Raw genomic sequence first — 22,984 nt, 5'->3', positions numbered from 1 at the left:
CGGCTTTCCTCAACCCGAGTTACTTGGGCGGATTACTTGGCGGCAAGCAGCTTGTCGAAGAGCGCCTTGTCGTAGTCCGAGTAGATATAGCCGTCAGCCGGGAACTTGTCGGCCCGGGCGAGGTAGCTGCCGATCGTGCTGTCGTCGATGACAGGCAGCGGCACCTTGACGAAGGCCGGAACGTCCTTGCCTTCCAGCGCCTGCACGGCGGTGTAAACAGACAGCGCGCCGAGCCAGTTGGGCTGCATGGTGGCCCAGCCCTTCAGTCCCTTCTCCTTCCAGAGCTCCAGGAACTGCCTGGCGTTTTCGCCTGTTGTCGGCACCTGGTCGCGGCCCTGACGCTCGAAGGCCAGCACCGAGCCGGCCGATAGCGCGCCGCCGAGCGACAGCACGCCGTCGATTTCGGGATTGGCAAAGAGCAGACTGGTGATCGCTTCCTGTGCCGGGGCGACGTTATATTCCGTGTTCGTCTCGGTGATCACCTGGAGACCGGGATTGGCGTCAAGGACCGGCTGGGCGCCCTTGCGGCGGTCGTCGCTCACCGAAATGCCGGCCGGGCCGTTCATGATGATGATCTTGCCCTTGCCGCCGAGCTGGCCGACCATCCACTTGGCAGCGGTCGCGCCCCATTCGTTGGAATCGGTGTTGATCTTCGCCGTCACCTTGTCGGTATTGACCAGACTGTCGAAATTCACGACGGCAATGCCCTTGTCGCAGGCATCTGATATGACGCGGTCGAGCGCGTTGGAGGAACCGGCGATCACGACGATGGCGTCGACATTGGCGTCGATCATCGACTGGATATGCTGGATCTGGGTCTGGGCGTTACCCTGCGCGTCCGTGATCATCAGGTCCTTCACCAGGCCCGCCTTCTTCAGCTCCTCCACTTCGGCCGTGATGGTGCCTTCGGTCTGCTTCATCCAGGTCGGCACCGAATAGATGTTTGCCCAGCCGATCGTATAGGGCGCTTTCCTGTCACCCTTGATGCAATTGGCGGCGGCCGAGGCCGTACCGGCCGAAAAGACGAGGAGTGCGGCCGCGGCGGCAGCACCGGCGAGAAGCTGGCGGCGTAGCGAAGCGGAAATGCCGTTTTCAAGATTCTTCATGTCGATCCCCTTTTTTGTGTGCGGCAGCGTTGACGGCTTGCCATTGGTGTCCAATATAATGTACATGTGATCTATATACCGGACGAGGCGATCTTATGCCGATTTTTCCACCTCGCAAGAGGGGTGGGAAAATTTCATTCGCGGCGAATGACGGGATCGATTGACAGATGCGGCAGTCGGCTTGAAAAGCTTGGCCGGACAAAAAGGGATCGATAGAAATGGATGCAGTTCAGGACGAAGCAGCCGGTAAACGCGCCCGAGGGCTCGACCGCGCCTTCGAGATCCTCGATTTCCTGCGCCAGAAACGGCAGGCCCTGAAGCCGAATGAAATCGCCGCGCAGATCGGCGCGCCGCGCTCATCGGTTTACGAGCTCGTCAACCTGCTGCTGCAGAATGGTATCCTGGAATTCACCGGCGGCGAGGGGCGTGTCTATCTCGGCCGCAAACTGTATTTCCTCGGCGCAGCCTATGAGAACCATTTCGACTTCACCCGCGAATGCGAGGCGGCGCTGGAACAGCTTGCCGACGAGACGCGGGAGACAGCGCAGTTCTGCATGCTGGATGGAAACAGATACACGGTCGTTCGCATGCGCGAAGGCGCGCGCCCCTTCCGCATTTCGACGGATGTCGGGCAGTCGGTGCCGATCCCGTGGACGGCGTCGGGCCGCCTGCTCGTCGCACACCTGTCGGATCAGGACATTCTGAACTTCATTCCGCCGCAGGATTTTCGCCTGCCGAACGGCGAATGGCTTGAGCCGCAAACCTTCATCGCCGAGGTGCGCCAGGCCGAGCGCGAAGGTCTCTTCACCTTCAACAGCATCGTCGACAGCTTCACCCACTGTTTTGCCGTACCGGTGCGGGGCGAGGAAGGCCATGCAGCCGCAACGCTCTGCCTCGTCACGCCACGCGACGATGGCATCGCCAACCGGGACCGCTACCTCGACTGCCTGAAGAAGGCCGCCGCCGGCCTCGACCATGCCCCGACCCGGCCAAAACGAGGCTGATGCCCTGAGCACATCAAGGCATTGATCTCAGGTAGCACGGGCGTTCGTGCGAAAACCGCCATTCCCTTGCATGCTCGTCAAACTGGATCCTCGCTCCGGCGGGGCTGCAAGCGGGCATAAGACGCTCAGAAGACCTATTGCCATTTGTCGTCTCGGCCGGGCTCTTCGCCACGCCCGCAGATCCCATCTGCCGGTCCGCGCCCGCATACCCCGGGATAGTCGCCCTGACCGTTGATTTCCAATTTCATGCCAAACCGGGAAATCTATTCACCCTTCCTCCGAAACTACGAAATTCAGTTTCTCTATAAATTCTATGGAGAACGTATTTTAGCAACCCAACAGCCAATTGAATACTTGGCCCTGGGAAGACCGGGCTGTTGACGGAAAACGGAGAGGACACGAAATGACACGGAAAATCAGGCTTGGGGCATTTCTTCCCGGTGGCGGACAGCATGTTGCGTCATGGCGGCATCCCGACCAGCCGGCAGACGGCGCGACCAGTTTCGAGTTTCACAAACGTCTTGCCTTGACGGCTGAGCGTGGCCTCTTCGATGCATATTTCCTCGCCGACGGGCTGGCTGTCGGTTTTGGCGGTGCGCGTGAAGGCGGCAACGCCCGCGTGGCCGGCTTCGAACCCGTGACATTGTTCTCGGCCCTTGCGCCTTTCACCACCCATCTCGGCTTTATCGCCACGTCCTCGACCACCTACGAAGAGCCTTACACGACCGCCCGCAAATTCGCCTCGCTGGACCTGATCTCGGAGGGCCGTGCCGGCTGGAATGTTGTCACCACGACGGGCGACCTGACGGCGCAGAACTTCAACCGCGATACCCAGCTGCCGCATGCCGACCGATATCGCCGCGCCGCCGAGCACGTCGACGTTGTCCGCAAACTCTGGGAAAGCTTCGAGGACGACGCCTTCATACGGGACAAGCAATCCGGCGTGTTCTTCGATCCGTCGAAGCTGCACGACACCGACCACCGCGGCGAACACTTCCAGGTGCGCGGTCCGCTCAACATCTCGCGATCGCCGCAGGGGCATCCCGTCATCGTCCAGGCCGGGCAGTCCGAAGACGGACGCGGGCTCGCCGCAGCGACGGCCGAAGTCATATTCACCGCCCATCAGCATATCGAAACTGCCCAGGAGTTCTATCGGGATATCAAGGCACGCGCCCGCGCTCTCGGCCGAAACCCCGATCATATCCTCGTCATGCCCGGCGTATCCGCTTTCGTCGGCAGGACCGAGGCGGAGGCGCGCGAGAAATACGACCGTCTGACCTCGCTCATCGTCGAAGAGGACGGGATCGGCCTCCTCAATGGCCTGACCGGTGGCACGCTCGACCTGCACGGCTATGACCTCGACGGCCCTCTACCACCGGCGCCGCCGACGGAAGGCATGAAGAGCCGCCAGGCCCTCATCCGCCAGATCGCCGACGAAAACAACTTCACTATCCGCCAGCTCTATCAGTGGATCGCGTCTGCCCGCGGTCACTACACCATCGTCGGAACACCCGAACAGATCGCCGATACGCTGCAGAAGTGGTTCGAGAACGAAGCTGCCGACGGCTTCAACATTCTGCCGCCCTGGCTGCCGACGGCGCTCGACGATTTCGTCGATCTGGTCATTCCGGAACTGCAGCGCCGCGGCCTGTTCCGCACGGCCTATGAGGGCAAGACGCTTCGAGAAAACCTCGGCCTGCCTTTCCCGACCAATCGGTGGGCTGCAGAACAAGCAGATCTCCAGGCAGCAGAGTGAGGAGCGGTCGATGTCCTATGAAATCAACCAGGTTCTTCCGAGAAGCTTCGGCCGCCTGAAAAACAGCGAAAGCCATATTTCCACTCTCGCCTTGCAAGTGCGCGGGGTGCTCGCATCGCTTTTGCCCCGCTACGGCCTTCTCATCGGCTTCCTCGTATTCTGGCAGGTGTCGAGCACCAGGGGCTGGGTCAATCCCGCTATCTTCCCGCCCCTGGACGTGATCCTGTCCGCTCTTTGGACCAATCTTGCCAACGGCGCGCTGCTCGATGATATCGCCATCAGCCTGCAGCGATCCGGAACTGCCTTCGCCTTTGCCGTGGTGATCGGCATTCCGCTCGGCCTGTTCATGGGCCAGGTTCGTGCGGTCGAACAGGCGCTCGATCCGATCCTGCAGCTCTTCCGCCAGACCTCGGCGCTGGCGCTCTACCCGGTCTTCATCCTGCTGCTTGGCCTCGGCGAAACATCGAAGATCTTCGTGATCTTCTGGGCCACACTGTTTCCGGTGCTGCTTGCCACGATCGGCGGCGTCAAGGAAGTGGACAAGAAGCTCATCGAGATGGCGCGGACCTATGGCGCCGGACCGCTGACCATCTTCCGCCGCGTCATCCTGCCGGCGTCGGTACCGGCGATCTTCGTCGGCCTGCGTCTTTCGGCGACGACGGCACTTCTGCTGCTGATTGCCGCCGAGATGATCGGCGCCAACAAGGGCATCGGCTTCCAGGTTATGAATGCCCAGTACAATTTCCAGATCCCGCTGATGTTTGCGGCGATCCTTCTGCTCGCCTTCCTCGGGCTTGCCGCCAATGCCTTGCTCGTTCTCTTGCAGCGCCGTCTCTGCCGCTGGTCTCAGCCGAGCCGCTGACCTGCTTTCCCGATTTTCCTCTTCCGAAAGGTCCCACCAGATGACATTCCACCCCCGCCACCTTCTCCTGCCGGCAGTGATCGCTCTCGGCCTAACCTCACCCGCCGCGGCCGCTGATACGGTGAAGCTGCGCTATCTCGCCAGCCAGGGTGGTCTTGCCGCTCATGAACTCGCCGCCGAACTCGGCTACTTCGACGGAACGGGCATCACGCTCGAAAATGTCGGCTACGCCCAGGGCGGCCCGGCCTCCCTGATCGCCCTGGCATCGGGTGATGTCGAGATCGGCAGCGCCGCAACTTCCGCCGTCCTGAATTCGATCATCGGCGGCAATGATTTCGTCGCCGCCTATCCCTCAAACGGCATCAATAACGAGGTGCAGTCGACCTTCTACGTGCTGGAAGACAGCTCGATCAAGAGTATCAAGGACATTGCCGGCAAGAGCATCGCGGTCAATACGCTCGGCGCGCATCTCGACTATACCATCCGCGAAGCCCTGCATTCCGTAGGCCTACCGGCGGACGCAGCCAATCAGCTTATCGTTCCCGGGCCGCAGCTCGAGCAGGTGCTGCGCTCCAAACAGGTCGATATTGCCGCCTTCGGCTACTGGCAGACGACCTTCGAAGGGGCTGCGCTGAAGAATGGCGGTCTGCGTCCGATTTTCGACGATACCGACGTGCTTGGAGACATCGCCGGGGGCTTCGTGGTCCTGCGCCGTGATTTCGCTCGCGAGCATCCTGAAGCTGCAAAGATTTTCGTCGAGCAGTCGGCTCGCGCTCTCGATTACGCCCGCGAGCATCCGGAGGAAACCAAGAAGATCCTCGCCAAGGCGCTCAGTGAGCGTGGTGAGAACGCTGATATCGCACAGTACTTCCGAGGCTATGGGGTGCGTGCCGGCGGCCTGCCGGTCGAGCGCGACATCCAGTTCTGGATCGACGTCCTGGTTCGCGAAGGCAAGCTGAAGCAAGGCCAGCTGGCCGCCAAGGACATCCTCTTGACCGTCGACGCCAAGCCGGCAAGCAACTGAGGAATGATGATGAGCATCGCTGAGGACACGCGCCGCGGGGAGGTGACGATCCGTCACCTCTCCAAATCCTACAGGTTGAACGGGACACCGCTGCAGGTTCTCAGGGATATCAACCTCCACGTCCGCTCCGGCGAAAGCCTCGCCATCGTCGGCGCCAGCGGCTCGGGCAAGACGACCCTGCTCAGGGTTCTGGCAGGTCTTGAGGATTCCGACACGGGAGAGGTCCTCGTCGATGGCAAGGCGGTGCGAGGCGTCGGCACAGAGCGCGCCGTCATCTTCCAGGAACCGCGCCTTCTGCCCTGGCTGACCGTGCTCGACAATGTCTCCTTCGGGCTGGAAACTAGCGGCCTGTCGCGTGAGCAGGCGAGGGGACGGGCGCGCCACTATGTCAAGCTCGTCGGCCTGCAGCAGTTCGAGGCTGCTTATCCCCGGCAGCTGTCGGGCGGCATGGCCCAGCGCGTCGGCATCGCCCGGGCTCTAGCCGTCCAGCCGGAGATCCTGCTGCTCGACGAACCGCTCGGCGCGCTCGACGCGATGACCAAGATCGGCATGCAGCAAGAACTCGCACGGATCTGGCGCGATGAGGATGTGACGACCATCCTCGTCACCCATGATCTCGAGGAGGCGATCTATCTGGCCGACCGGATCCTGATCCTGCCACGGGAGAAGGGCGGCGAGCCGCGTCTGATCGAAATCGATCTGCCCCGTCCTCGCGACCGCAGCGCACCGGAATTCGTTCGACACCGCGAAGAGTTGCTGAACCTGTTCGGACTGCACTGACGTCTTCAAGCGTCAGCGCGCGCCGCATGGGACCTGATCCATGCGGCGCGCGGCAGTAGCAATAGCGATGCGGAGGACGCCCGCGGACCGCTACCGCGACTTGCTCTTCGAGCTGGCGGTGAGATACGGGCGCCGATCCAGTTCCGCCGACCTGTAGGAACTGCGCAACAGCAGCAGATCCTTGCGCGCGATCAGGCCGCATAATTTCCCTGAAGTCGGATCGACGATCGGAATGCGTCCGTCGCCGGTCGACAGCATCAGATCGGCGATGAATGCGACCGTATCATCAGGATGCCCCACCGGAACTGAATCATCCGTCACGTTTTCCGCAAGCGTCTGGCTGGCGAGGTCCGGGTTCCCCTGCCAGAGCAAAGCGTCGGCTCTCGATACGACGCCGGCCAGCCTGCCTGTCGCATCGACCACCGGATAGATCCGGTGCGTCTTCCGCTGCGAGGCGAAGAAATCGCAGGCCTCTCCCACCGTCATGGCGACGGGAAGCGTGTCGACCTCGCTGATCATGATCTCGCTTGCGCGCGACAGTTCGAACGGGTCGACGCCATATTCGCGGGTGATGTGCTGACCGCGGCGGGCGATCTTCTCGGTCAGGATCGAGCGGCGCAGCAAAAGCACGGTGACGGCATAGGCCACCACGGTTGCGGCAAGCAGCGGAACGAGCGTGCTGACGTCGCCGGTGATCTCCATCGCAAAGAAAGTGCCCGTCAGCGGTGCACGCATGGTTCCACCCATCATCGCCGCCATTCCGAGCAGCGCCCAGAAGCCGGGATCATTGCCCGGCATGACAAGACCGACCAGCCATCCGAGAGCCCCGCCGAAGATGAGGAGCGGCGCAAGCACGCCACCGGAGGTGCCCGACGACAGGGCAAACAGCCAGATGATGGTCTTCACCAGCAGGATCGACATGACAGCCGGGGCGAGCAGCCGGTTGTTGAGCAGGCCATCGATGATGTCGTAGCCGACGCCCATTGCCCGCGGTTCGATCAGGCCGCCGAGACCGATGACGAGACCGCCGAGCGCCGGCCACCACATCCAGTGGATCGGCAAGGCTTCGAACAGGTCCTCGATCCGGTAGAGCAGCGTCGTCAGCAATCCCGATTGCAGGCCGGAGATGATGCCCATCGCCGCACAGGCGAAAATACCCCACCAGGGCAAGGCCACCTGGAAGTGGGTCGGGAACAGCGGGCCGACGCCGAACAGCAGCGGGCGCCAGCAGATCGACACGCAGGCGGCAACGGCGACGGGAATGAAGCTGCGCGGCTTCCATTCGAACAACAGCAGTTCGACCGCCAGCATTACCGCGGCGATCGGCGAACCGAAGATCGCCGTCATGCCTGCGGCCGCGCCCGCGACGAGCAGCGTTTTCCGCTCTGCAGCGCTCATGTGAAAGAATTGCGCGAACAGCGATCCGATCGCACCGCCGGTCATGATGATCGGCCCCTCGGCGCCGAACGGGCCGCCGGTTCCGATGGAGATTGCCGACGACAGGGGCTTGAGGACCGCGACCTTCGGCGACATCCGGCTGCCGCCGATCAGGATGGCCTCGATCGCCTCGGGAATGCCGTGGCCGCGGATCTTCTCCGACCCGAAACGGGCCATCAGTCCGATGACAAGTCCACCCAGCGGCGGAACAAGCACCACCCACAGCGAGCGCGGCACCGCAGCCAGAGAGGCAGGCTGGATGCCGATCTCCCCGAACCAGATGACATTCGTCACCAGCGCAATGAGGCTGACGAGACACCAGGCGGCAAACGCGCCGGCGGTGCCGACAATGATGGACATGCCGACCAGGAGGAGGACCCGCCTGTCGGTGGTGAAATCGCCGGCCTCGCGCCGGGAAAGACCGCCGGTGAAATCGTGCGGCCGGTTGTTTGGTGGATGCTGCGCCATGGAAGCCTCTGCTACGCCGGAAATGGATACGCTTGAGGCGCGTCAATATATCGTGATACGATATAAATCAATGGGTGAAAGCATGAAGGCGAAAATGTCCCATGAAGATGCCTCACTTGACCGGCTGGCGACTGCCCATCTATTCGAGGATGGCGGCATGGGCTGCCGACCTTGGCGGCCGTTGCGGCAGAGGAGAAGTGCTTTGAAGAAGACCGCGCCGCCGCTGGGGCAAGAGGATTACGAAGCTCTCGCCGACCTTAGATTCGCGCTTCGCCAGTTCATGGACTTCAGCGCCTCTGCCGCCCAGTCGGAGGGATTGCCCCCGCAGCAGCATCAGGCCCTTTTGGCGATCAAGGGACAACGTGGCGATGCCATGACCATCGGCATGCTAGCCGAGCGGCTGATCATCGCGCCGCATACGGCGACCGAGCTTGTCGGGCGGCTGTCGGATGCCGGACTGGTTGAACGTCATGCCGATCCGGCCGACAGGCGCCGCCAGACGGTTCTTCTGACGGATAAGGCGGACGCGCTTCTGACGCGACTGAGCGCCGTCCACCTTTCGGAAATCAGGGAGATGGCCCCGAAGTTGATCGAGCTTCTGCTCGAGCTCCAGAAGACGGCGGCGAAGGCTGGATAGCATTGCTGCGGCGTAGCCGCCTTGCCGCCTCAACCCAAAAGCGTATTCTTGAGCCGATGGATATGGGCAGCGCCGATACCGCAGCAGCCGCCGATGATGGTCGCGCCGGCTTCGGCCCAGCAGCAGGCATAGCGCGAATAGGCATCGTCATTCAGATCGCTGCGGGTCTCGTGCAGGCCTTCATTGGCGGCTGCCTCGCCTTGCTCCCCTTCGAAGGCATTGGCATAGACGCCGATTTCGATGCGCGCGTCCATCTTCCGGAACACGCGCGCCGCGGTCTCCACGGCCGCCTGCATGACCTCAGGCTTGCTGCAATTGAACAAGAGGGCTTCGGCGCCCGATGAAACCACCCAGGATGCCGCGTCCTCGACCCTTTCTTCGGAGCGCAGCTTCGGTTCGCCGCCCCTTATGGCTGCCTCGTCATCGGCCAAAGTGAACGAAATCCAGAGCGGCTTGCCTGACGTCGCCACCGCCTTGCGGACAGCCTCTGCCTCGGCAATCAGGCTCAACGTCTCACCGAGCCATATATCGACGAAGGGAGAAAGATTTTCGACAAGCACCTCGAGATAATCCTGCACCCGTGAAGGCTGAAAATTCTGCGGCTCGTATGAGCCGAAGATCGGCGGCAGCGAACCGGCAACCAGCACCTTCCGATCCGTGACGGCATCGGCCGCCTCGCGCGCCAAGCGACCGGCGAGACGGATCAGCGCTGGCCCTTCCTTCCAGAACCGATCCTCGCCGATGTGAAAGGGCACGAGCGCATAGCTGTTTGTCGTAACGACCTCAGAGCCGGCGGCGATGAATTCCTGGTGTACCTTACGGACGATATCAGGCGCATTGATCAGCGCCAATGCCGACCATTCCGGTTGTTTCAGCTCGGCGCCCAGCCGCAACAGTTCGCGGCTCATGCCGCCATCGAGAATTCGCATCGTGCTCATGAAGAGGTCTCCATTCAGGCTGTCGCGCCGTCATTGGCGGCGGGCTTTTGCATAACAAGGTGGGCGAAATGTACGTGGTTCGTGCGTGAGGGAACTCATGACCAGTCTCTTTCCCGTCGGCCTAGCGGCGAACCGGCACCTGCGCTTCGAGACCTCGAAAGACGCGGGCGATTACGGCGGTCAGCGCGAGATAGAAGAGGGTGACGACCAGCAGCGGTTCATAGACGAGCAGCGTGTCCTGCCGAACCTTGTTTGCCACGGCATAGAGATCCATCACCGTCACCGTAAAGGCGAGCGGCGTCGCCTTGAGCTGCATGACGATCTCTCCCGCAATCGTCGGCAGGGCGATGCGAATGGCGCGCGGCAGCCAGATGCGGCGGATCAGCATCCAGGGCGACAGGCCGAAGGCCCGGCCCGCTTCGAGCTCGCCCTTGGGAACGGCAAGCAGCGCGCCGCGCAACACCTCTGCCTCATAGGCTGCATAGTTCAGGGTAAAACTGACGGCGGCGAAGAAGAAGCCCTCGCGCAGGATCGGCCAGAAGAGGCTCTGGCGGATGCCGGGGACCATGGGCAGCAGCGAGCCCACCCCGTAGTAGAGAAGCCACAGCTGTATCAGCAACGGCGTGCCGCGGAAGAAGGTGCAGTAACTACGCGCCAGCAGCCGGGTCAGCCTGCCGCCGCTGACTTGTGCAAACGCCAGGCCCATGGCGATGGCGAAGCCGAACACCACGGAGATCACCAGCAGGCAAACGGTCTGCCAGGCGCCGGTCAGAAGCAGCGGCCAATAGGAAGAGATCCAGGTGAAATTCATGGGGCGCTTTCTTCAGGCAAGGCGCGGCTGCCCCCGCCGTACCCGTCCCTCGATCAGTTTGAAGACGACGTTGGAAACAAGCGTGATGGCGAGATAGAGAAGGGCCGAAGCAAGGAAAAAGACGAAGTAATGCTTGGTGCTTGCCCCGGCAAGACGGGTGGCGAGCGCCAGTTCCTGGTAGCCGACGACCGCGACCAGCGCGCTGTCCTTGGTGACCGACATCCATAGATTGGCAAGACCCGGCAGCGCGTTTGGCAGGAGCGCCGGCAGCAGGACCCGGCGGAACCTCAGCACCGGTCCCATGCCGAAGGCTTTGGCGGCCTCGATCTGGCCGACGGGAATGGCAAGGATCGCGCCGCGCAGCACCTCCGTCATGTAGGCACCCTGGACGAAACCCAGCACGGCGACGGCCGCCACGAACCCATTCACATTGACCGGCGGCAGCTCCAACGCGGCGAGCAGCCGGTTGAGGCCATCGGTGCCGGCATAATAGAGCCCGACGATCAGGATCAGCTCGGGAACAGCGCGGATCAGCGTGGTATAGAGATCAAGCAGGAGGCGGAGCATGCGGTTGCCCGAAAGCTTTCCAAGCGCGCCGCCCGTGCCGAGCAGCAGGCCGATCGCGAAGGCGCAAGCGGAGATGGCGACCGTGGAGACCGCACCTGCCAGAAGGACGCCGCCCCATCCCGGAGGATAGGGAGACAGCAGGTCCAGAATACCTTGTTGCGTTGTCGCCATCGTTCCGGCTGCTTACTTTGCGCCGTAGATGTCGAAATCGAAGTATTTCTTGTTGATGGCGTCATACTGGCCACTGGCGCGGACGGCAGCGATCGCCGTGTTCAACTTGGCCTTCAGCTCAGTGTCTTCCTTGCGCAGGCCGCCCGAAACGCCGGCGCCGAGAATCTCCTTGTCGTCGGCAACGTCGCCCATCTTGGCGCAGCAATCCTTGCCGCCATCGCTTTTGAGGAAAGCGTCAAGCGCCAGTGAATCGCCGAAGACATAGTCGATACGGCCGGAGGCGAGATCCTGGAACGCTTCGTCGAGCGTCTGGTAGGTCTTTTCCTCGGCAGCCTCGGCGAAATACTTCTTGTAATATTCCGACTGGATCGTCGACACCTGGATGCCGATGGTCTTGCCTTTCACGTCCTCGGCAGTGGCGCCCGGCTTCTGGTCCTTGGGGCCGATCAAGGTGCTCGGCGTGTTGTAATATTTATCAGTGAAGTCGATCACCTTCGAGCGTTCCGCGGTGTTCGACATCGACGACCAGATCACGTCGAACTTCTTGCTCTGGAGAGCCGGAATGAGACCATCCCAGGAAATTTCGACGATCGAGCATTTCTCCTTCATCTCCTCGCACACAGCGTTCATCAGGTCGATCTCCCATCCCTGCCATTGGCCGGAGGCGTCCTTGGCGAAGAAGGGCGGATAGGATTCGTTCATGACACCGAAGCGGACTTCGGCCTGTGCGGTGACGGCGGAAAGCACGAGTGCCGCGCCGGCGAACAGCGTGGGGAGCAGTTTCATTCGCAGGACTCCTGGTTTGTGTTGTCGATGATAGATCAATGCGCATCAGTGGGCGCTGAGGCCAGTGAACTCGCGGCAGCGGGCACTGACCGGCGCCCCGAATATCTGCTCCGGCGGGCCTTCTTCCTCGATCCGTCCCTGATGCAGGAAGAGAACACGGCTCGAGACATCGCGGGCGAAGCGCATTTCATGCGTGACGATCAGCATGGTTCGGCCTTCTTCCGCGAGATCGCGGATGACCTTCAGGACCTCGCCGACCAGCTCCGGATCGAGCGCCGATGTCGGTTCGTCGAACAGCATAACAGCAGGGTCGACGCAGAGGGCCCGGGCAATCGCCGCGCGCTGCTGCTGGCCGCCGGAGAGGAAAGCGGGGTAGGCGTCGCGTTTATCGAAGAGCCCGACCTTGTGGAGCAGGGCCTCGGCCTTTTCGATGGCCTCGCGCCGCGAAATGCCCATGACGTGCACCGGCGCCTCGATGACGTTTTCCAGCACCGTACGATGAGCCCAGAGATTGAAACTCTGGAAGACCATCCCCAGTCCGGTCCGCAGCCGTTCGATCTGCCGCCAACTGCGCGGCTGCAGCCGGCCGCCCCGCCCCATCTTCAGCGCAATCTCCTCGCCGTTCACGGCAATGCGGCCACGATCCGGCGTTTCCAGGAAATTGATGCATCTGAGAAAGGTGCTCTTGCCGGAGCCCGACGAACCGATGATAGAAATCACATCGGACTTCTCGGCCTGCGTCGAGATACCCTTGAGAACCTCTTGCGAGCCGAAGCTTTTATGGAGATCTTCGACGCGAAGAGCAGGGAAGGGTTGATCTGGCATGCATGGTTCCGGCTGAATTGAATTTGCGAAGGATAATGATAAAATAACGCGGTTTTTTCGCGCAGTTTTCATCTATTCTGCATATTTTATGCAAAATAATCTTCCTCGTGCGGCAAGTACGGCAGAATGCGCGAATTGCTGCGGCGAGAATTAGGATTGGACAATGGAACAGCTGGATCGTTTTGACCGTGACATTCTCGATATCGTTCAGCGCGACTGCCAGCTGAAAGCCGAAACGATTGCCGAGCGGATCGGACTGTCGGTCTCGGCCGTGCAGAGGCGGTTGAAGCGGCTGCGCGAGGAAGGGATCATCAAGGCGGAGGTGGCCGTCGTCGACCGCAAGGCGACGGGCACAGCGATGGTGTTCATCGTCGGGATGGAGATCGAGCGGGACAATTACGACGCGTTGGCGAAGTTCCGCCTCTGGGCGGAAAAGCAGGATCACATCCAGCAGGTCTATTATGTCACAGGCGCGGTCGATCTGATCGCGATCGTCACCGCCCGCGACGTCGAGCATTATGACGACATCGCCGCACTGATCATGGCAGACAATCCGCAGATCCGCCGCATGCACACGAATGTGGTGCTGCGGGACGTCAAGCTCGGCCTGTTCGTGCCCCTGGACTAGCGCGCACGCCATGCTCCGTCGGCGGTGGTTCCGGTTGCCACAGATCGGGAACCGACAAGCCGCTGGACTCGCATTTGACAAAGGGCATAATTCCGGGCGCAAATTCTCGGGAGGAATGATCGTTGACGTTACGACACCAGATCATCGCATTGGCGATCGTCCCGCTCGTCATATCGATCCTTGCGATCACCACCTTCATCACCTGGCAATCGGCAAACCTCGCCAAGAACAGCATCGACACGTTCGAGCAGAACATGCTGAAGACCAAGGAAGCCGAGATCCTCAATCTGACCAACCTTGCCCTGTCCGCCATCCAGACGATCTATGACAATGCCGGTGCCGACGACGAAGCCGCCAAGCAAAAGGTGGCGGCGATCCTGACTTCGCTCGACTACGGCAAGGACGGATATTTCTTCGTCTACGATTACGACGGCAACAACATCGTCCATCCGCGCCAGAGTTTCCGCCATGGGCACAATTGGCTCGACCTCACCGATCCGGATGGCGACAAGGTCATTGCCGAACTGATCGCCACGGCAAGAGCGGGCGGGGGCCTGCATCAGTACAAATGGCAGAAACCATCGACCGGACAGATCGCCGACAAGCTCTCCTTCGTCGTCAGTCTCGACAAATGGCAATGGGTCGTCGGCACCGGTGTTTATCTGGATGACGTCTTTGCCCAAAGCGCCGCCGCCAACGCCGGCATGCGCGCCAACATAAAACGGACCTTTATCATCGTCGCGCTGATCGCCGTGCCTTCGGTGCTCGTCGTTTTCACCACCTGCATGCTGCTGACGTTCCACGAGCGCCGCATGGCCGACAGCCGGCTCAAGGCCCTTACGCAGCGGGTCATCGATACCCAGGAAGAAGAGCGCGCACGGCTGGCGCGCGAGTTGCACGACGGCATTTCCCAAAATCTCGTCGGCGTGCGCTATGCGATGGATCTTGCCGGCCGCAAGGTGAGGACCAATGTCGACGATGCCGCACTGACGATCGACCGCGGTGTCGAGGCGCTGAACGGCGCCATCAAGGAAATCAGACGGCTGTCGCACGATCTGCGCCCGCGCGTGCTCGACGACCTCGGCCTGACGGCCGCGCTCGAGGCACTCTGCTATCACTTTGCCGAGCGGACGGGCATCGAGACGAAGATCGACGCCTCAAGCTTCACCGACACGCTGAAGGCCGAAGCCAATACCGCGCTTTATCGTGTCGCACAGGAAGCGTTCAACAATGTCGAACGCCACTCGGGCGCCTCCAAGCTTGCGGTCAAGGTCTGGAGCGACAACGGCCGCGCCCGCATGACGGTCACCGACAATGGCACTGGCTTCGACGGCGCCAAGGACGGCCTGTCCGGCATATCGGGTCTCGGCCTGCGCAACATGCAGGAGCGGATGGCCCACTTCCGCGGCCTGCTGCTGATCAACAGCAGCGAGACCGGCACGACGCTGACGGCAATGCTGCCGAAATCAGCCAATCGTCCCGCCGGCAAGCGGGCAGAAGCGGCATGACAGAACGCCCGAAAATCAGGGTGCTCTTGATCGACAACCACCCGCTGGTGCTGGACGGGTTGAAGGCGGTGCTCGAAACATTCGACCATATCGAAGTTGCCGGCACGGCCGGGCTCGCGCAAACGGGGCTGGAGATCGGCCGGCAAGTTCTGCCGCAGGTCGTGCTGATGGACATCAACATGCCGAAGCTGAGCGGCATCGATGCAATCGAGTTGTTCAGGAACGAACTTCCCCAGGCGCGGGTCGTGATGCTCTCCATGCATGACAGCCGCGAGTATATTTCCTCCTCAGTCATGCATGGCGCTGCCGGTTACATCCTGAAGGACGTTTCGACAGACGAGATCGTCTCGGCCATCGAGACCGTGGCGGGCGGGGGGACATATTTCTCGTCCGGCGTCTTCGACGCGCTGATGGGCGAACGCGCCGAGGAGGGTAGCGATCCCCTGACCCCGCGCGAACGCGACATTCTCGGGCTGATCGTTGCCGGCAGAAGCAACAAGGAGATCGCCGAAACGCTCGGGATCACCTCCGCCACAGCGGAAACCCATCGCAAGAACCTCAAGAAGAAGCTCGGTATCGCCACCACAGCGGGCCTCATCCGCTATGCGCTCGATCACGGCATCGTCTCGAAAACCGGGTAAATCGCGTCTACCCACTTCTGGGTAGGCCCCGGCATTTCAGCGCCGCGCCCATCTTGTGAGAACAAAACCACCGCCATAGGACTCCATCCACGGCTGGCCAAGTGCGAGCCGTTGGGAGGAATTCACATGCGTTACATCAGCTTCCGATCGGTCGGAAAACCTCGAGCGACCCGAGCCGGGCCTGCCGCGGCCGCCGGCTGACAGACCTGCCTTCCACGCCGACAACTGGAACATGGCGACCGCCGACGCGGCGCCTGAAAGGTATCCCGACATGGAAAAACCACGTAGCAAGGCAGCGCTCTGGCTGCTTGTCATTCCCTATCTAGGTCTGCTCTGGCCACCATTTTACAATGTCCGCGAGCCATCTCTTTTCGGCTTTCCCTTCTTCTATTGGTATCAGCTTCTCTGGGTGCCGATCACCGCAGCGCTGACCTGGATCGCCTATCGGAGCACTCGCCATGACGACTGACATCAACGGCACGGCGCTTGCCGTCTTCATCTTCTTTTTCGTGCTCGTCACCGTCATGGGCTTCGTTGCCTCTCGTTGGCGTAAGCCGGAAACGCTGGCGAGTATAGACGAATGGGGCCTCGGCGGACGCAACTTCGGCACATGGATCACCTGGTTCCTGGTCGGCGGCGATTTCTATACCGCCTACACCGTGATCGCCGTCCCGGCGCTGGTCTACACGGTCGGCGCCTACGGCTTCTTCGCGCTGCCCTACACCATCGTCGTCTATCCCTTCGTCTTCATGGTCATGCCTGTGCTGTGGAAACGCGCCAAGGATTTCGGCTATGTGACGGCTGGCGACGTGGTCCACGGTCAATATGGATCGCGCGGGCTCGAACTTGCCGTGGCGGCAACAGGCGTCATCGCCACCATGCCCTATATTGCCCTCCAGCTCGTCGGCATGACGGCGGTGCTGAAGGCGCTCGGGCTGCATGGCGAATTGCCGCTGGCGATCGCCTTCATCGTGCTGGCGCTCTACACCTACTCCGCGGGCCTTCGCGCGCCGGCGCTGATTGCCTTCGTCAAGGACATCATGATCTATATCGTCGTGATCGCCGCCGTCGCACTGATCCCGTCGAAGCTCGGAGGCTACGCCAACGTCTTTGCCTCGGCCGATGCGGCTTTCCAGGCCAAGGGTTCCGGCAACCTGCTGCTCGGCGGCAATCAGTATGTCGCCTATGCCACGCTCGCCTTGGGTTCGGCACTCGCGGCCTTCATGTATCCGCATACGCTGACCGGCATCTTTGCCTCCAACAGCGGCAAAACGATCCGCAAAAATGCGATCATGCTGCCCGCCTATACGCTGCTGCTCGGCCTTCTGGCCCTGCTCGGCTATATGGGGCATGCCGCCAACCTGAAGCTCGACAGCGCCAATGACGTTGTTCCGACGCTGTTCAAAACGCTGTTTTCAGGCTGGTTCTCCGGCTTTGCCTTTGCGGCGATCGCCATCGGTGCGCTGGTGCCGGCGGCAGTGATGAGCATCGGCGCCGCCAACCTCTTCACCCGCAATTTCTGGAAAGCCTATGTCGATCCTGATGTCAGCGATGCGGGCGAGGCGAAGGTCGCAAAGATCACCTCGCTCGTCGTGAAGATCGGGGCGCTTCTCGTCATCATCTTCCTGCCGACGCAATTCGCCCTCGACCTCCAACTGCTCGGCGGCATCTGGATCCTGCAGACGCTTCCGGCCCTGGTCTTCGGCCTGTACACCAACTGGTTCCGTGCACCCGCTCTGCTTGCCGGCTGGTTCGTCGGCTTCGGCGGCGGCACTTTCCTCGTCTGGGATGCCGGTTGGAAGCCTCTGCATCTGATCAGCCTCGGCGGCGAACCCTTCACCGTCTACACAGGACTGCTGGCGCTTGCGGCCAACATCGCCGTTGCGGTCGTGGTCAACGCCTTGCTTCCGGCCAAGGCTCCGGCCCGGGCATAAGATGCAAATGCGAAGGGCAGCAAACGCTGCCCTTCGCAAAAATCATTCGGCTTTGCTTTCCAGTATCAGCCGGAAAGAGATCAGAGCGACTTAAAACTCTTCCCAATCGCCGGCCAATGCCGCATTCCCATTCGTCTGGAACGACTTGCCCACTTTGGCAATCATCTGACGCGCGGGCGAGGGCGCCGGTTGGGCGCGAGGCGCTGCGGCAGCGGGCGGCGATACGCGTTTCGGTGCCACCGCTCCGCCAATGTTGAACTGGCCCAGCAGCTGGAACAGCGCGTCGGCTTCCTTGGCAAGGTTATGAGCCGCCGCTGTGGCTTCTTCCACCATGGCGGCGTTCTGCTGTGTGCCCTGATCCATCCTGTTGACGGCGGTATTGATCTCTTTCAGCCCGGTCGCCTGCTCTTGCGAGGCGCCGACGATGGCGCCCACATTGCCGTCGACCTGCTGTACCTGCTCGGCAATCTCCTTCAGCGCCTTTCCGGTCTCGCCAACCAGGGCAACGCCGCTTTTGACGTGGCCATTCGAAGCGTTGATCAGTTCCTTGATTTCTTTTGCCGCCTTGGCAGAACGTTGCGCCAATTCACGCACTTCCTGAGCCACGACGGCAAAGCCCTTGCCTGCGTCACCGGCACGGGCGGCTTCGACGCCGGCATTCAGCGCCAGCAGATTGGTCTGGAACGCGATTTCATCGATAACGCCGATGATGCTGCCGATTTCGGTGGCGGAGGATTCGATCTTGCCCATGGCGTCGACCGCATCCCGAACGACGCTGCCAGAGCGCTCCGCGCTGTCCTTGGTTTTGCGAACGAGCTGGCCGGCTTCCTGAGCCTTGTTGCTCGAGTCGGCAACGGTGGTCGTAATCTCTTCCAGAGCAGCGGCGGTTTCCTCGACCGAGGCTGCCTGCTGTTCGGTCCGCTTGGCGAGATCGTCCGAGGCAGAGCGGATCTCCTGTGCACCGCCCGCGATGGCGCTGGCGTTCTGAGCAACCTTCTGCATGGCGGCACGGAGCTTTTCGACCGCGGAATTGAAGTCGGCTCTGAGCTTTTCCAGGGACGGAATGAACGGAGTGCCGATCTGCTGTGTAAGGTCGCCATCAGCCAGCGCCTGCAGCGCGTCGCCAAGCTGGCCGACAGCCTTGTCCGTCTGCTCGGCGAGCGTACGGCGTTCATCGGCATCCTGCTCGAGCCGATGCCGCTCCGACACGGCTCGCTTCGCCTCGGCGTCGGCTTCCCGTTCGGCCTTTGCCGAAATTGCGTCGCGCAGCCCCGCTACCGCCCGCGCAAGCTTGCCGATCTCGTCGCCGCGCGCTTCGAGGCGACGATCGCCGTTAAGATTGCCGTCGGCCATCGCTTTCAGCGAAAGCTGAAGTTTTGCCAGCGGGCCGACGATCGTGCGTGCGGTCACGGCGGCGGCAACCAGTGAAAGAACAGCCGCAATGCCAAGCGCGGTCAGGGCCAATGGCTTGAAGCCGCTTGCCGTGCTGCGAACCTCGCCGCCAATCGATTTGTTCAGCGCTTCCTGGTAGTCGATGAATTTGTTGATGGCGCCAAGCCAGGCAACGAAGGCCGGCCGGGCCTGTTCGAGCAGGATCTTGCGAGCGGCCTCGCCGTCGCCTTTCTCCTGCAGCGCAATGATCTGGGCGACCAAAGGATTGGTCTTCGCCTGGATGTCTGCAATCTCACCGAGAATGGTCTTTTCCTGTTCCGTCGCGCCGGCCGGAGAAGCAACCATATCCGCCATGCGCTTTTCATTCTCGGCGTAAGACGCTGCCAGCTTTTCGATCAATGCCTCGGCGGTCTTCCGTTCATCGTCAGACGTCACCAGAGTGACGTCGCGAATAGCGATCGCCCGGTCATGCACGCTGCCGCGATAGTTGATGGCAAACCGCTGCTTCACGCTGTTGACGTCGTTGATGGTTCCAAGCTTATCGTTGATCTGCGCAACTTTTTCCGTCGAATAGATGGTCAAGCCGACCATCAGCAAAAGGAGAACGCTGAAGCCAAGCGCCAAGCGCGCCACAACCCCGAAACTCATGATATTCTTCATATGCACTCTCCCCTCGCGGTGAGGTTTGTTGGAAGGATGTCTCGGCAGCCAGGATTGCTTGTCATATCTCGTTCGAATGCAGAGCCTCGGTGTCTCCGAGTGCATCCGACAGGCACCTCGGTGCCCGGAATCGCGCTTGAGATACGGGACATCCGTCAAAGCAATAAAAGCCGATTTCATGCGAAATTCGGGCGCCTGACCCGCCATCATGGCGGAGCTGACGAACCTCAAAGAACGTCGTCCCGATATCCAAAAAATTAGCGGAATATATTTTAGAGAGTGTAAACGGACCCGACGGAGCATGCTATATCGCCATATCTGGATAGCATTTGCGTTTTTCGGATGGACTATTTGAGGAGCGCTCTCCCGGTGGTTGCGAAATCCTCGGACTCCCCTGCATCACAAGGCGCTGCGGCTTGCCTGCGACTAGCCGACGCCGTTCTGGCATCGGCTAGTGATTTGCCGAAAGGTCTCGGCAGTTGGCATGAATTGCAGCTGCGGTGCCGCAGCTCTGGTGCTCCCGCCTCAGCTACGTAGCAGCGGAAGCAGCTGATCGCCCTGCCGCTTGATTTCGGAGAGATAGGGCGTGTCGGACAGCACGAAGTGGGTGATGCCGAGATCCTGGTATTTGCGCAGCGAGCGGGCGACGTCTTCCGCCGACCCGACCAGCCAGGTGGTGCCGGCTCCGCCGCCGCCGAATTTGCCCGGCGCGGTATAGAGGTTGTCGTCGAGGACGTCGCCGCGCTCGTGCAGATCGAGCAGCCGCTGCTGGCCGACGGCGAGCACCCGCTGGTGATCGTGCCAGCCGCTGCCCTTGCTTCTCGCCATCTCGGCGACCTTCGCCTCGGCGTCAGTCCATGCCTGTTCCGTGGTGTCGCGGACCAGCGTCGTGATCCGCAGGCCGAACTCCAGCGGCGGGAGGTCGCGGTCCAGCTCCCCGCTCAACGCCTTGAGCCGCGCGATCCGTTCGCGGACACCCTCGAGCGGCTCGCCCCAGAAGAGCTGGACATCGGCCTCGGTGGCGGCCACCCGCTCGGCCGCCTCCGAAGCGCCGCCAAAATAGAATTTGGGGTGCCGACGGTCGTCGCGAACCTGGATGCGTGGCACCACGGTGGATTCAGCGACGCGGAAGTTCTCGCCCGCGGATGTGACGTTTTCTTCGGTCCATAATCTGCGGACCAGCCGCATGAACTCCTTGGTCCTGGCATAACGGTGTGCCTGATCACCCTCGCTGTCGCCGTAGGCAGCCAGGTTGTCCTTGCCAGACACGATGTTGATCCGCACGCGGCCGCCAGTCAGATGGTCCAGCGTCGCCGCTGCGGAAGCGAAGTTCGCCGGTCGCCAATAGCCTGGGCGGATCGCAATGAGCGGCTCGAAGGTGGTGGTCCGGGCGGCGAGCGAGGCCGCAACGGTGAACGTGTCGGGGCGGCCCCAACCGGTGCCGATGAGCGCGCCCTTCCAGCCATGCTCTTCCAGCGCCCTTGCTTGGCTGGTCAGCGTATCCAGGCTGTTGTGGTTCTCGACGGCGGAATCACCGCGATGACCGGCTTTGACGTCGTTCGGAATATACCAAAGAAATTCGGAATTATTGCTCATGCGATGCTGCGGTTCTGTGTGTGATTGGAACAAAACGAGGGGGAGGAAGGCCCCTCTAGAGATCATACGGCTGCCTGCGCCTGCTGCTGCCCCGCCTGAACCACAAAGCCATTTGGCGGGCGTTGAAGGCCAAGGTTTTCCCGCAGCGTCGTGCCTTCGTATTCGTGCCGGAACAGGCCGCGCTTGCGCAGGATCGGGACGACCTGATCGACGAAATCGGTCAAAGCGGTGGGCAGGATCGGCGGCATGATGTTGAAGGCGTCGGCAGCACCGTTCTCGAACCAGCTTTGCATCGCATCGGCGATCTGCTCGGGTGTTCCAACCACCGTCCGGTGGCCACGAGCGGTGGCGACCGCCAGATAGAACTGGCGCAGCGTCAGATTGTTGCGCGATACCAGATCGGAAACCAGCTTGAGGCGGCTTTTGTTGAGTTCGGTATTATCAGGCAGGGGAGGGGCGGGATCGTCCAGCGAGTAGCCGGAAAGATCGACGCCCTTGTAGTGGCGCGCAAGGATATTCCAGGCGATGGAGGGATGAACCAGCGATTGGAGATGGTCGTAATTCGCCCGGGCTTCCGCTTCCGTGCCGCCGAGCACCGGGAATATGCCGGGACTGATCAGCAGTTCGTCCGGCCGGCGTCCGTAGCGGGCGAGCCGCCCTTTGACGTCGGAATAGAATTCTTGCGCATCCTCGAAGGTCTGGTTGGCAGTAAAGATCATCTCGGCGGTGCGGGCGGCAAGTTCGCGCCCCGGTTCCGATGCGCCGGCCTGCACGATGACAGGATAGCCCTGCACCGGGCGGCCGACGTTGAGCGGACCGGCCACCGAGAAGAACTTGCCCTTGTGATCGACGAGATGCACCTTGTCAGGATCGAGATAGACCCCGCTTTCCTTGTCGCGGATAAAGGCATCGTCCTCATAAGAATCCCACAGGCCCTTCACCAGATCGACGAATTCCTCGGCCCGCTCATAACGATCGGCATGGGCAGGATGGCCCGCGATTGAAAAATTCTTCGAAACATCCGCACCCGTCGTGACGACGTTCCAGGCGGCGCGACCCTTGGAAATATAGTCCAGCGACGCGAACCTGCGGGCGAGAAGGTAGGGGTCCTCGTAGGTCGTCGATGCCGTGGCGACGAAGCCGATATGTTTGGTCACCTGGGAGAGGGCCGCCCAGAGGGTCAGCGGCTCGAAATGCGCGCCCTGGGCGGTGCGACGAAGCGCTTCGGGATCCTTGGCGCGGTCCCATCCAGCCGGACTGTCGGCGACGAAGACGAGATCGAATTTGCCGCGTTCGGCGGTCTGGGCGAGCTCGCGGTAGTGATCGATATTGAGGCCGGCATCGGCCTGTGCCTCCGGATGGCGCCAGGCGGCGATATGATGGCCGGTCGCCATGATGAATGCGCCAAGCCGCATTTGCCGTTTCGATATGCTCATTGGCTTATCCTCATCAA

Annotated in this window: 21 protein-coding genes; 11 read left to right on the top strand and 10 right to left on the bottom strand. The window is 61.6% G+C overall.

The genetic code is table 11. From position 1 onward, the window contains the following. Positions 1-32: 32 nt before the first annotated feature. On the bottom strand, positions 33-1,106 hold the full coding sequence (locus AC245Y_RS36160; protein ID WP_026157755.1) for an ABC transporter substrate-binding protein: 1,074 nt from the start codon (positions 1,104-1,106) through the stop codon (positions 33-35). 218 nt (positions 1,107-1,324) lie between these two features. Here AC245Y_RS36160 and AC245Y_RS36155 point away from each other — a divergent pair, with 218 nt between their 5' ends. From AC245Y_RS36155 to AC245Y_RS36135, 5 genes are all read left to right on the top strand, one after another. Further along, positions 1,325-2,110 (top strand): IclR family transcriptional regulator, encoded by a 786-nt coding sequence (locus AC245Y_RS36155; protein ID WP_012760654.1) that lies wholly within the window; start codon positions 1,325-1,327, stop codon positions 2,108-2,110. Positions 2,111-2,513: 403 nt separating this feature from the next. Beyond that, the gene (locus tag AC245Y_RS36150; RefSeq protein WP_017997595.1) at positions 2,514-3,866 is read left to right on the top strand and encodes an LLM class flavin-dependent oxidoreductase; all 1,353 of its coding nucleotides are present in this window, start codon (positions 2,514-2,516) and stop codon (positions 3,864-3,866) included. A gap of 10 nt (positions 3,867-3,876) precedes the next feature. After that, on the top strand, positions 3,877-4,728 hold the full coding sequence (locus AC245Y_RS36145; protein ID WP_003555477.1) for an ABC transporter permease: 852 nt from the start codon (positions 3,877-3,879) through the stop codon (positions 4,726-4,728). A gap of 40 nt (positions 4,729-4,768) precedes the next feature. Continuing rightward, on the top strand, positions 4,769-5,752 hold the full coding sequence (locus AC245Y_RS36140; protein WP_017997596.1) for an ABC transporter substrate-binding protein: 984 nt from the start codon (positions 4,769-4,771) through the stop codon (positions 5,750-5,752). A gap of 9 nt (positions 5,753-5,761) precedes the next feature. Next, on the top strand, positions 5,762-6,532 hold the full coding sequence (locus AC245Y_RS36135) for an ABC transporter ATP-binding protein (protein WP_003555479.1): 771 nt from the start codon (positions 5,762-5,764) through the stop codon (positions 6,530-6,532). A 90-nt stretch (positions 6,533-6,622) separates the two neighbouring features. Here AC245Y_RS36135 and AC245Y_RS36130 read toward each other — a convergent pair whose 3' ends face one another. Next, complete coding sequence (locus tag AC245Y_RS36130; RefSeq protein ID WP_003555480.1) at positions 6,623-8,437, bottom strand: chloride channel protein; 1,815 nt, start codon at positions 8,435-8,437, stop codon at positions 6,623-6,625. A 202-nt stretch (positions 8,438-8,639) separates the two neighbouring features. Here AC245Y_RS36130 and AC245Y_RS36125 point away from each other — a divergent pair, with 202 nt between their 5' ends. Further along, complete coding sequence (locus tag AC245Y_RS36125) at positions 8,640-9,074, top strand: MarR family winged helix-turn-helix transcriptional regulator (protein ID WP_003555481.1); 435 nt, start codon at positions 8,640-8,642, stop codon at positions 9,072-9,074. A gap of 29 nt (positions 9,075-9,103) precedes the next feature. Here the strand turns inward: AC245Y_RS36125 and AC245Y_RS36120 are convergent, their stop codons facing one another. From AC245Y_RS36120 to AC245Y_RS36100, 5 genes are all read right to left on the bottom strand, one after another. After that, the gene (locus AC245Y_RS36120; protein WP_003555482.1) at positions 9,104-10,012 is read right to left on the bottom strand and encodes a homocysteine S-methyltransferase family protein; all 909 of its coding nucleotides are present in this window, start codon (positions 10,010-10,012) and stop codon (positions 9,104-9,106) included. A 121-nt stretch (positions 10,013-10,133) separates the two neighbouring features. Continuing rightward, positions 10,134-10,823 (bottom strand): ABC transporter permease, encoded by a 690-nt coding sequence (locus tag AC245Y_RS36115; RefSeq protein WP_017997598.1) that lies wholly within the window; start codon positions 10,821-10,823, stop codon positions 10,134-10,136. A gap of 12 nt (positions 10,824-10,835) precedes the next feature. Further along, positions 10,836-11,561, bottom strand: a complete 726-nt coding sequence (locus tag AC245Y_RS36110; protein WP_017992548.1) for an ABC transporter permease — start codon at positions 11,559-11,561, stop codon at positions 10,836-10,838. Positions 11,562-11,573: 12 nt separating this feature from the next. Continuing rightward, a complete protein-coding gene (locus tag AC245Y_RS36105; protein ID WP_017997599.1) occupies positions 11,574-12,347 on the bottom strand; it encodes a transporter substrate-binding domain-containing protein in 774 nt (257 codons plus the stop codon). Positions 12,348-12,392: 45 nt separating this feature from the next. Then, entirely contained in the window at positions 12,393-13,172 is a 780-nt protein-coding gene (locus AC245Y_RS36100) for an ABC transporter ATP-binding protein (RefSeq protein WP_020487187.1), read from the bottom strand. Between the two features lie 163 nt (positions 13,173-13,335). Here AC245Y_RS36100 and AC245Y_RS36095 point away from each other — a divergent pair, with 163 nt between their 5' ends. From AC245Y_RS36095 to mctP, 5 genes are all read left to right on the top strand, one after another. Further along, positions 13,336-13,800 (top strand): Lrp/AsnC family transcriptional regulator, encoded by a 465-nt coding sequence (locus AC245Y_RS36095; protein ID WP_003555489.1) that lies wholly within the window; start codon positions 13,336-13,338, stop codon positions 13,798-13,800. Between the two features lie 122 nt (positions 13,801-13,922). Continuing rightward, positions 13,923-15,308: a two-component system sensor histidine kinase MctS gene (mctS, locus tag AC245Y_RS36090; RefSeq protein WP_017997601.1), complete on the top strand. Its 1,386-nt coding sequence runs from the start codon at positions 13,923-13,925 to the stop codon at positions 15,306-15,308. Next, positions 15,305-15,949 carry a two-component system response regulator MctR gene (gene mctR, locus AC245Y_RS36085; protein WP_012760663.1) on the top strand — a complete coding sequence of 215 codons (645 nt, stop codon included), beginning with the start codon at positions 15,305-15,307 and terminating at the stop codon, positions 15,947-15,949. The genes mctS and mctR overlap by 4 nt, the downstream gene beginning before the upstream one ends. 271 nt (positions 15,950-16,220) lie before the next feature. Further along, complete coding sequence (locus tag AC245Y_RS36080) at positions 16,221-16,418, top strand: DUF3311 domain-containing protein (protein ID WP_003555492.1); 198 nt, start codon at positions 16,221-16,223, stop codon at positions 16,416-16,418. After that, positions 16,408-17,883 (top strand): monocarboxylate uptake permease MctP, encoded by a 1,476-nt coding sequence (mctP, locus tag AC245Y_RS36075; RefSeq protein ID WP_003555493.1) that lies wholly within the window; start codon positions 16,408-16,410, stop codon positions 17,881-17,883. Before AC245Y_RS36080 ends, mctP begins: the two co-directional genes overlap by 11 nt. A gap of 90 nt (positions 17,884-17,973) precedes the next feature. On the opposite strand, the gene AC245Y_RS36070 is transcribed toward mctP, so the two are convergent. The 3 genes from AC245Y_RS36070 to AC245Y_RS36060 all read right to left on the bottom strand — a co-directional run bounded on the left by AC245Y_RS36070 (position 17,974) and on the right by AC245Y_RS36060 (position 22,967). Continuing rightward, on the bottom strand, positions 17,974-19,935 hold the full coding sequence (locus tag AC245Y_RS36070; RefSeq protein ID WP_017997602.1) for a HAMP domain-containing methyl-accepting chemotaxis protein: 1,962 nt from the start codon (positions 19,933-19,935) through the stop codon (positions 17,974-17,976). A gap of 525 nt (positions 19,936-20,460) precedes the next feature. Further along, positions 20,461-21,531 carry an LLM class flavin-dependent oxidoreductase gene (locus AC245Y_RS36065; RefSeq protein ID WP_017997603.1) on the bottom strand — a complete coding sequence of 357 codons (1,071 nt, stop codon included), beginning with the start codon at positions 21,529-21,531 and terminating at the stop codon, positions 20,461-20,463. Positions 21,532-21,593: 62 nt separating this feature from the next. After that, a complete protein-coding gene (locus AC245Y_RS36060) occupies positions 21,594-22,967 on the bottom strand; it encodes an LLM class flavin-dependent oxidoreductase (protein ID WP_012760666.1) in 1,374 nt (457 codons plus the stop codon). Positions 22,968-22,984: the final 17 nt, after the last annotated feature.

The organism is Rhizobium sp. SRDI943 (assembly GCF_057653695.1).
Note: the sequence above shows the minus strand (reverse complement) of the source record. Positions and strands in the feature narration are given on the sequence as shown.

Coding starts and splice junctions, on each gene's coding strand:
- AC245Y_RS36110 (WP_017992548.1), bottom strand. CDS start 11,561: ATGGCGACAACGCAACAAGGTATTCTGGACCTGCTGTCTCCCTATCCT.
- AC245Y_RS36060 (WP_012760666.1), bottom strand. CDS start 22,967: ATGAGCATATCGAAACGGCAAATGCGGCTTGGCGCATTCATCATGGCG.
- AC245Y_RS36115 (WP_017997598.1), bottom strand. CDS start 10,823: ATGAATTTCACCTGGATCTCTTCCTATTGGCCGCTGCTTCTGACCGGC.
- mctP (WP_003555493.1), top strand. CDS start 16,408: ATGACGACTGACATCAACGGCACGGCGCTTGCCGTCTTCATCTTCTTT.
- AC245Y_RS36140 (WP_017997596.1), top strand. CDS start 4,769: ATGACATTCCACCCCCGCCACCTTCTCCTGCCGGCAGTGATCGCTCTC.
- AC245Y_RS36160 (WP_026157755.1), bottom strand. CDS start 1,106: ATGAAGAATCTTGAAAACGGCATTTCCGCTTCGCTACGCCGCCAGCTT.
- AC245Y_RS36120 (WP_003555482.1), bottom strand. CDS start 10,012: ATGAGCACGATGCGAATTCTCGATGGCGGCATGAGCCGCGAACTGTTG.
- mctR (WP_012760663.1), top strand. CDS start 15,305: ATGACAGAACGCCCGAAAATCAGGGTGCTCTTGATCGACAACCACCCG.
- AC245Y_RS36135 (WP_003555479.1), top strand. CDS start 5,762: ATGAGCATCGCTGAGGACACGCGCCGCGGGGAGGTGACGATCCGTCAC.
- AC245Y_RS36105 (WP_017997599.1), bottom strand. CDS start 12,347: ATGAAACTGCTCCCCACGCTGTTCGCCGGCGCGGCACTCGTGCTTTCC.
- AC245Y_RS36080 (WP_003555492.1), top strand. CDS start 16,221: ATGGAAAAACCACGTAGCAAGGCAGCGCTCTGGCTGCTTGTCATTCCC.
- AC245Y_RS36155 (WP_012760654.1), top strand. CDS start 1,325: ATGGATGCAGTTCAGGACGAAGCAGCCGGTAAACGCGCCCGAGGGCTC.
- AC245Y_RS36145 (WP_003555477.1), top strand. CDS start 3,877: ATGTCCTATGAAATCAACCAGGTTCTTCCGAGAAGCTTCGGCCGCCTG.
- AC245Y_RS36095 (WP_003555489.1), top strand. CDS start 13,336: ATGGAACAGCTGGATCGTTTTGACCGTGACATTCTCGATATCGTTCAG.
- AC245Y_RS36065 (WP_017997603.1), bottom strand. CDS start 21,531: ATGAGCAATAATTCCGAATTTCTTTGGTATATTCCGAACGACGTCAAA.
- AC245Y_RS36130 (WP_003555480.1), bottom strand. CDS start 8,437: ATGGCGCAGCATCCACCAAACAACCGGCCGCACGATTTCACCGGCGGT.
- AC245Y_RS36070 (WP_017997602.1), bottom strand. CDS start 19,935: ATGAAGAATATCATGAGTTTCGGGGTTGTGGCGCGCTTGGCGCTTGGC.
- AC245Y_RS36100 (WP_020487187.1), bottom strand. CDS start 13,172: ATGCCAGATCAACCCTTCCCTGCTCTTCGCGTCGAAGATCTCCATAAA.
- AC245Y_RS36150 (WP_017997595.1), top strand. CDS start 2,514: ATGACACGGAAAATCAGGCTTGGGGCATTTCTTCCCGGTGGCGGACAG.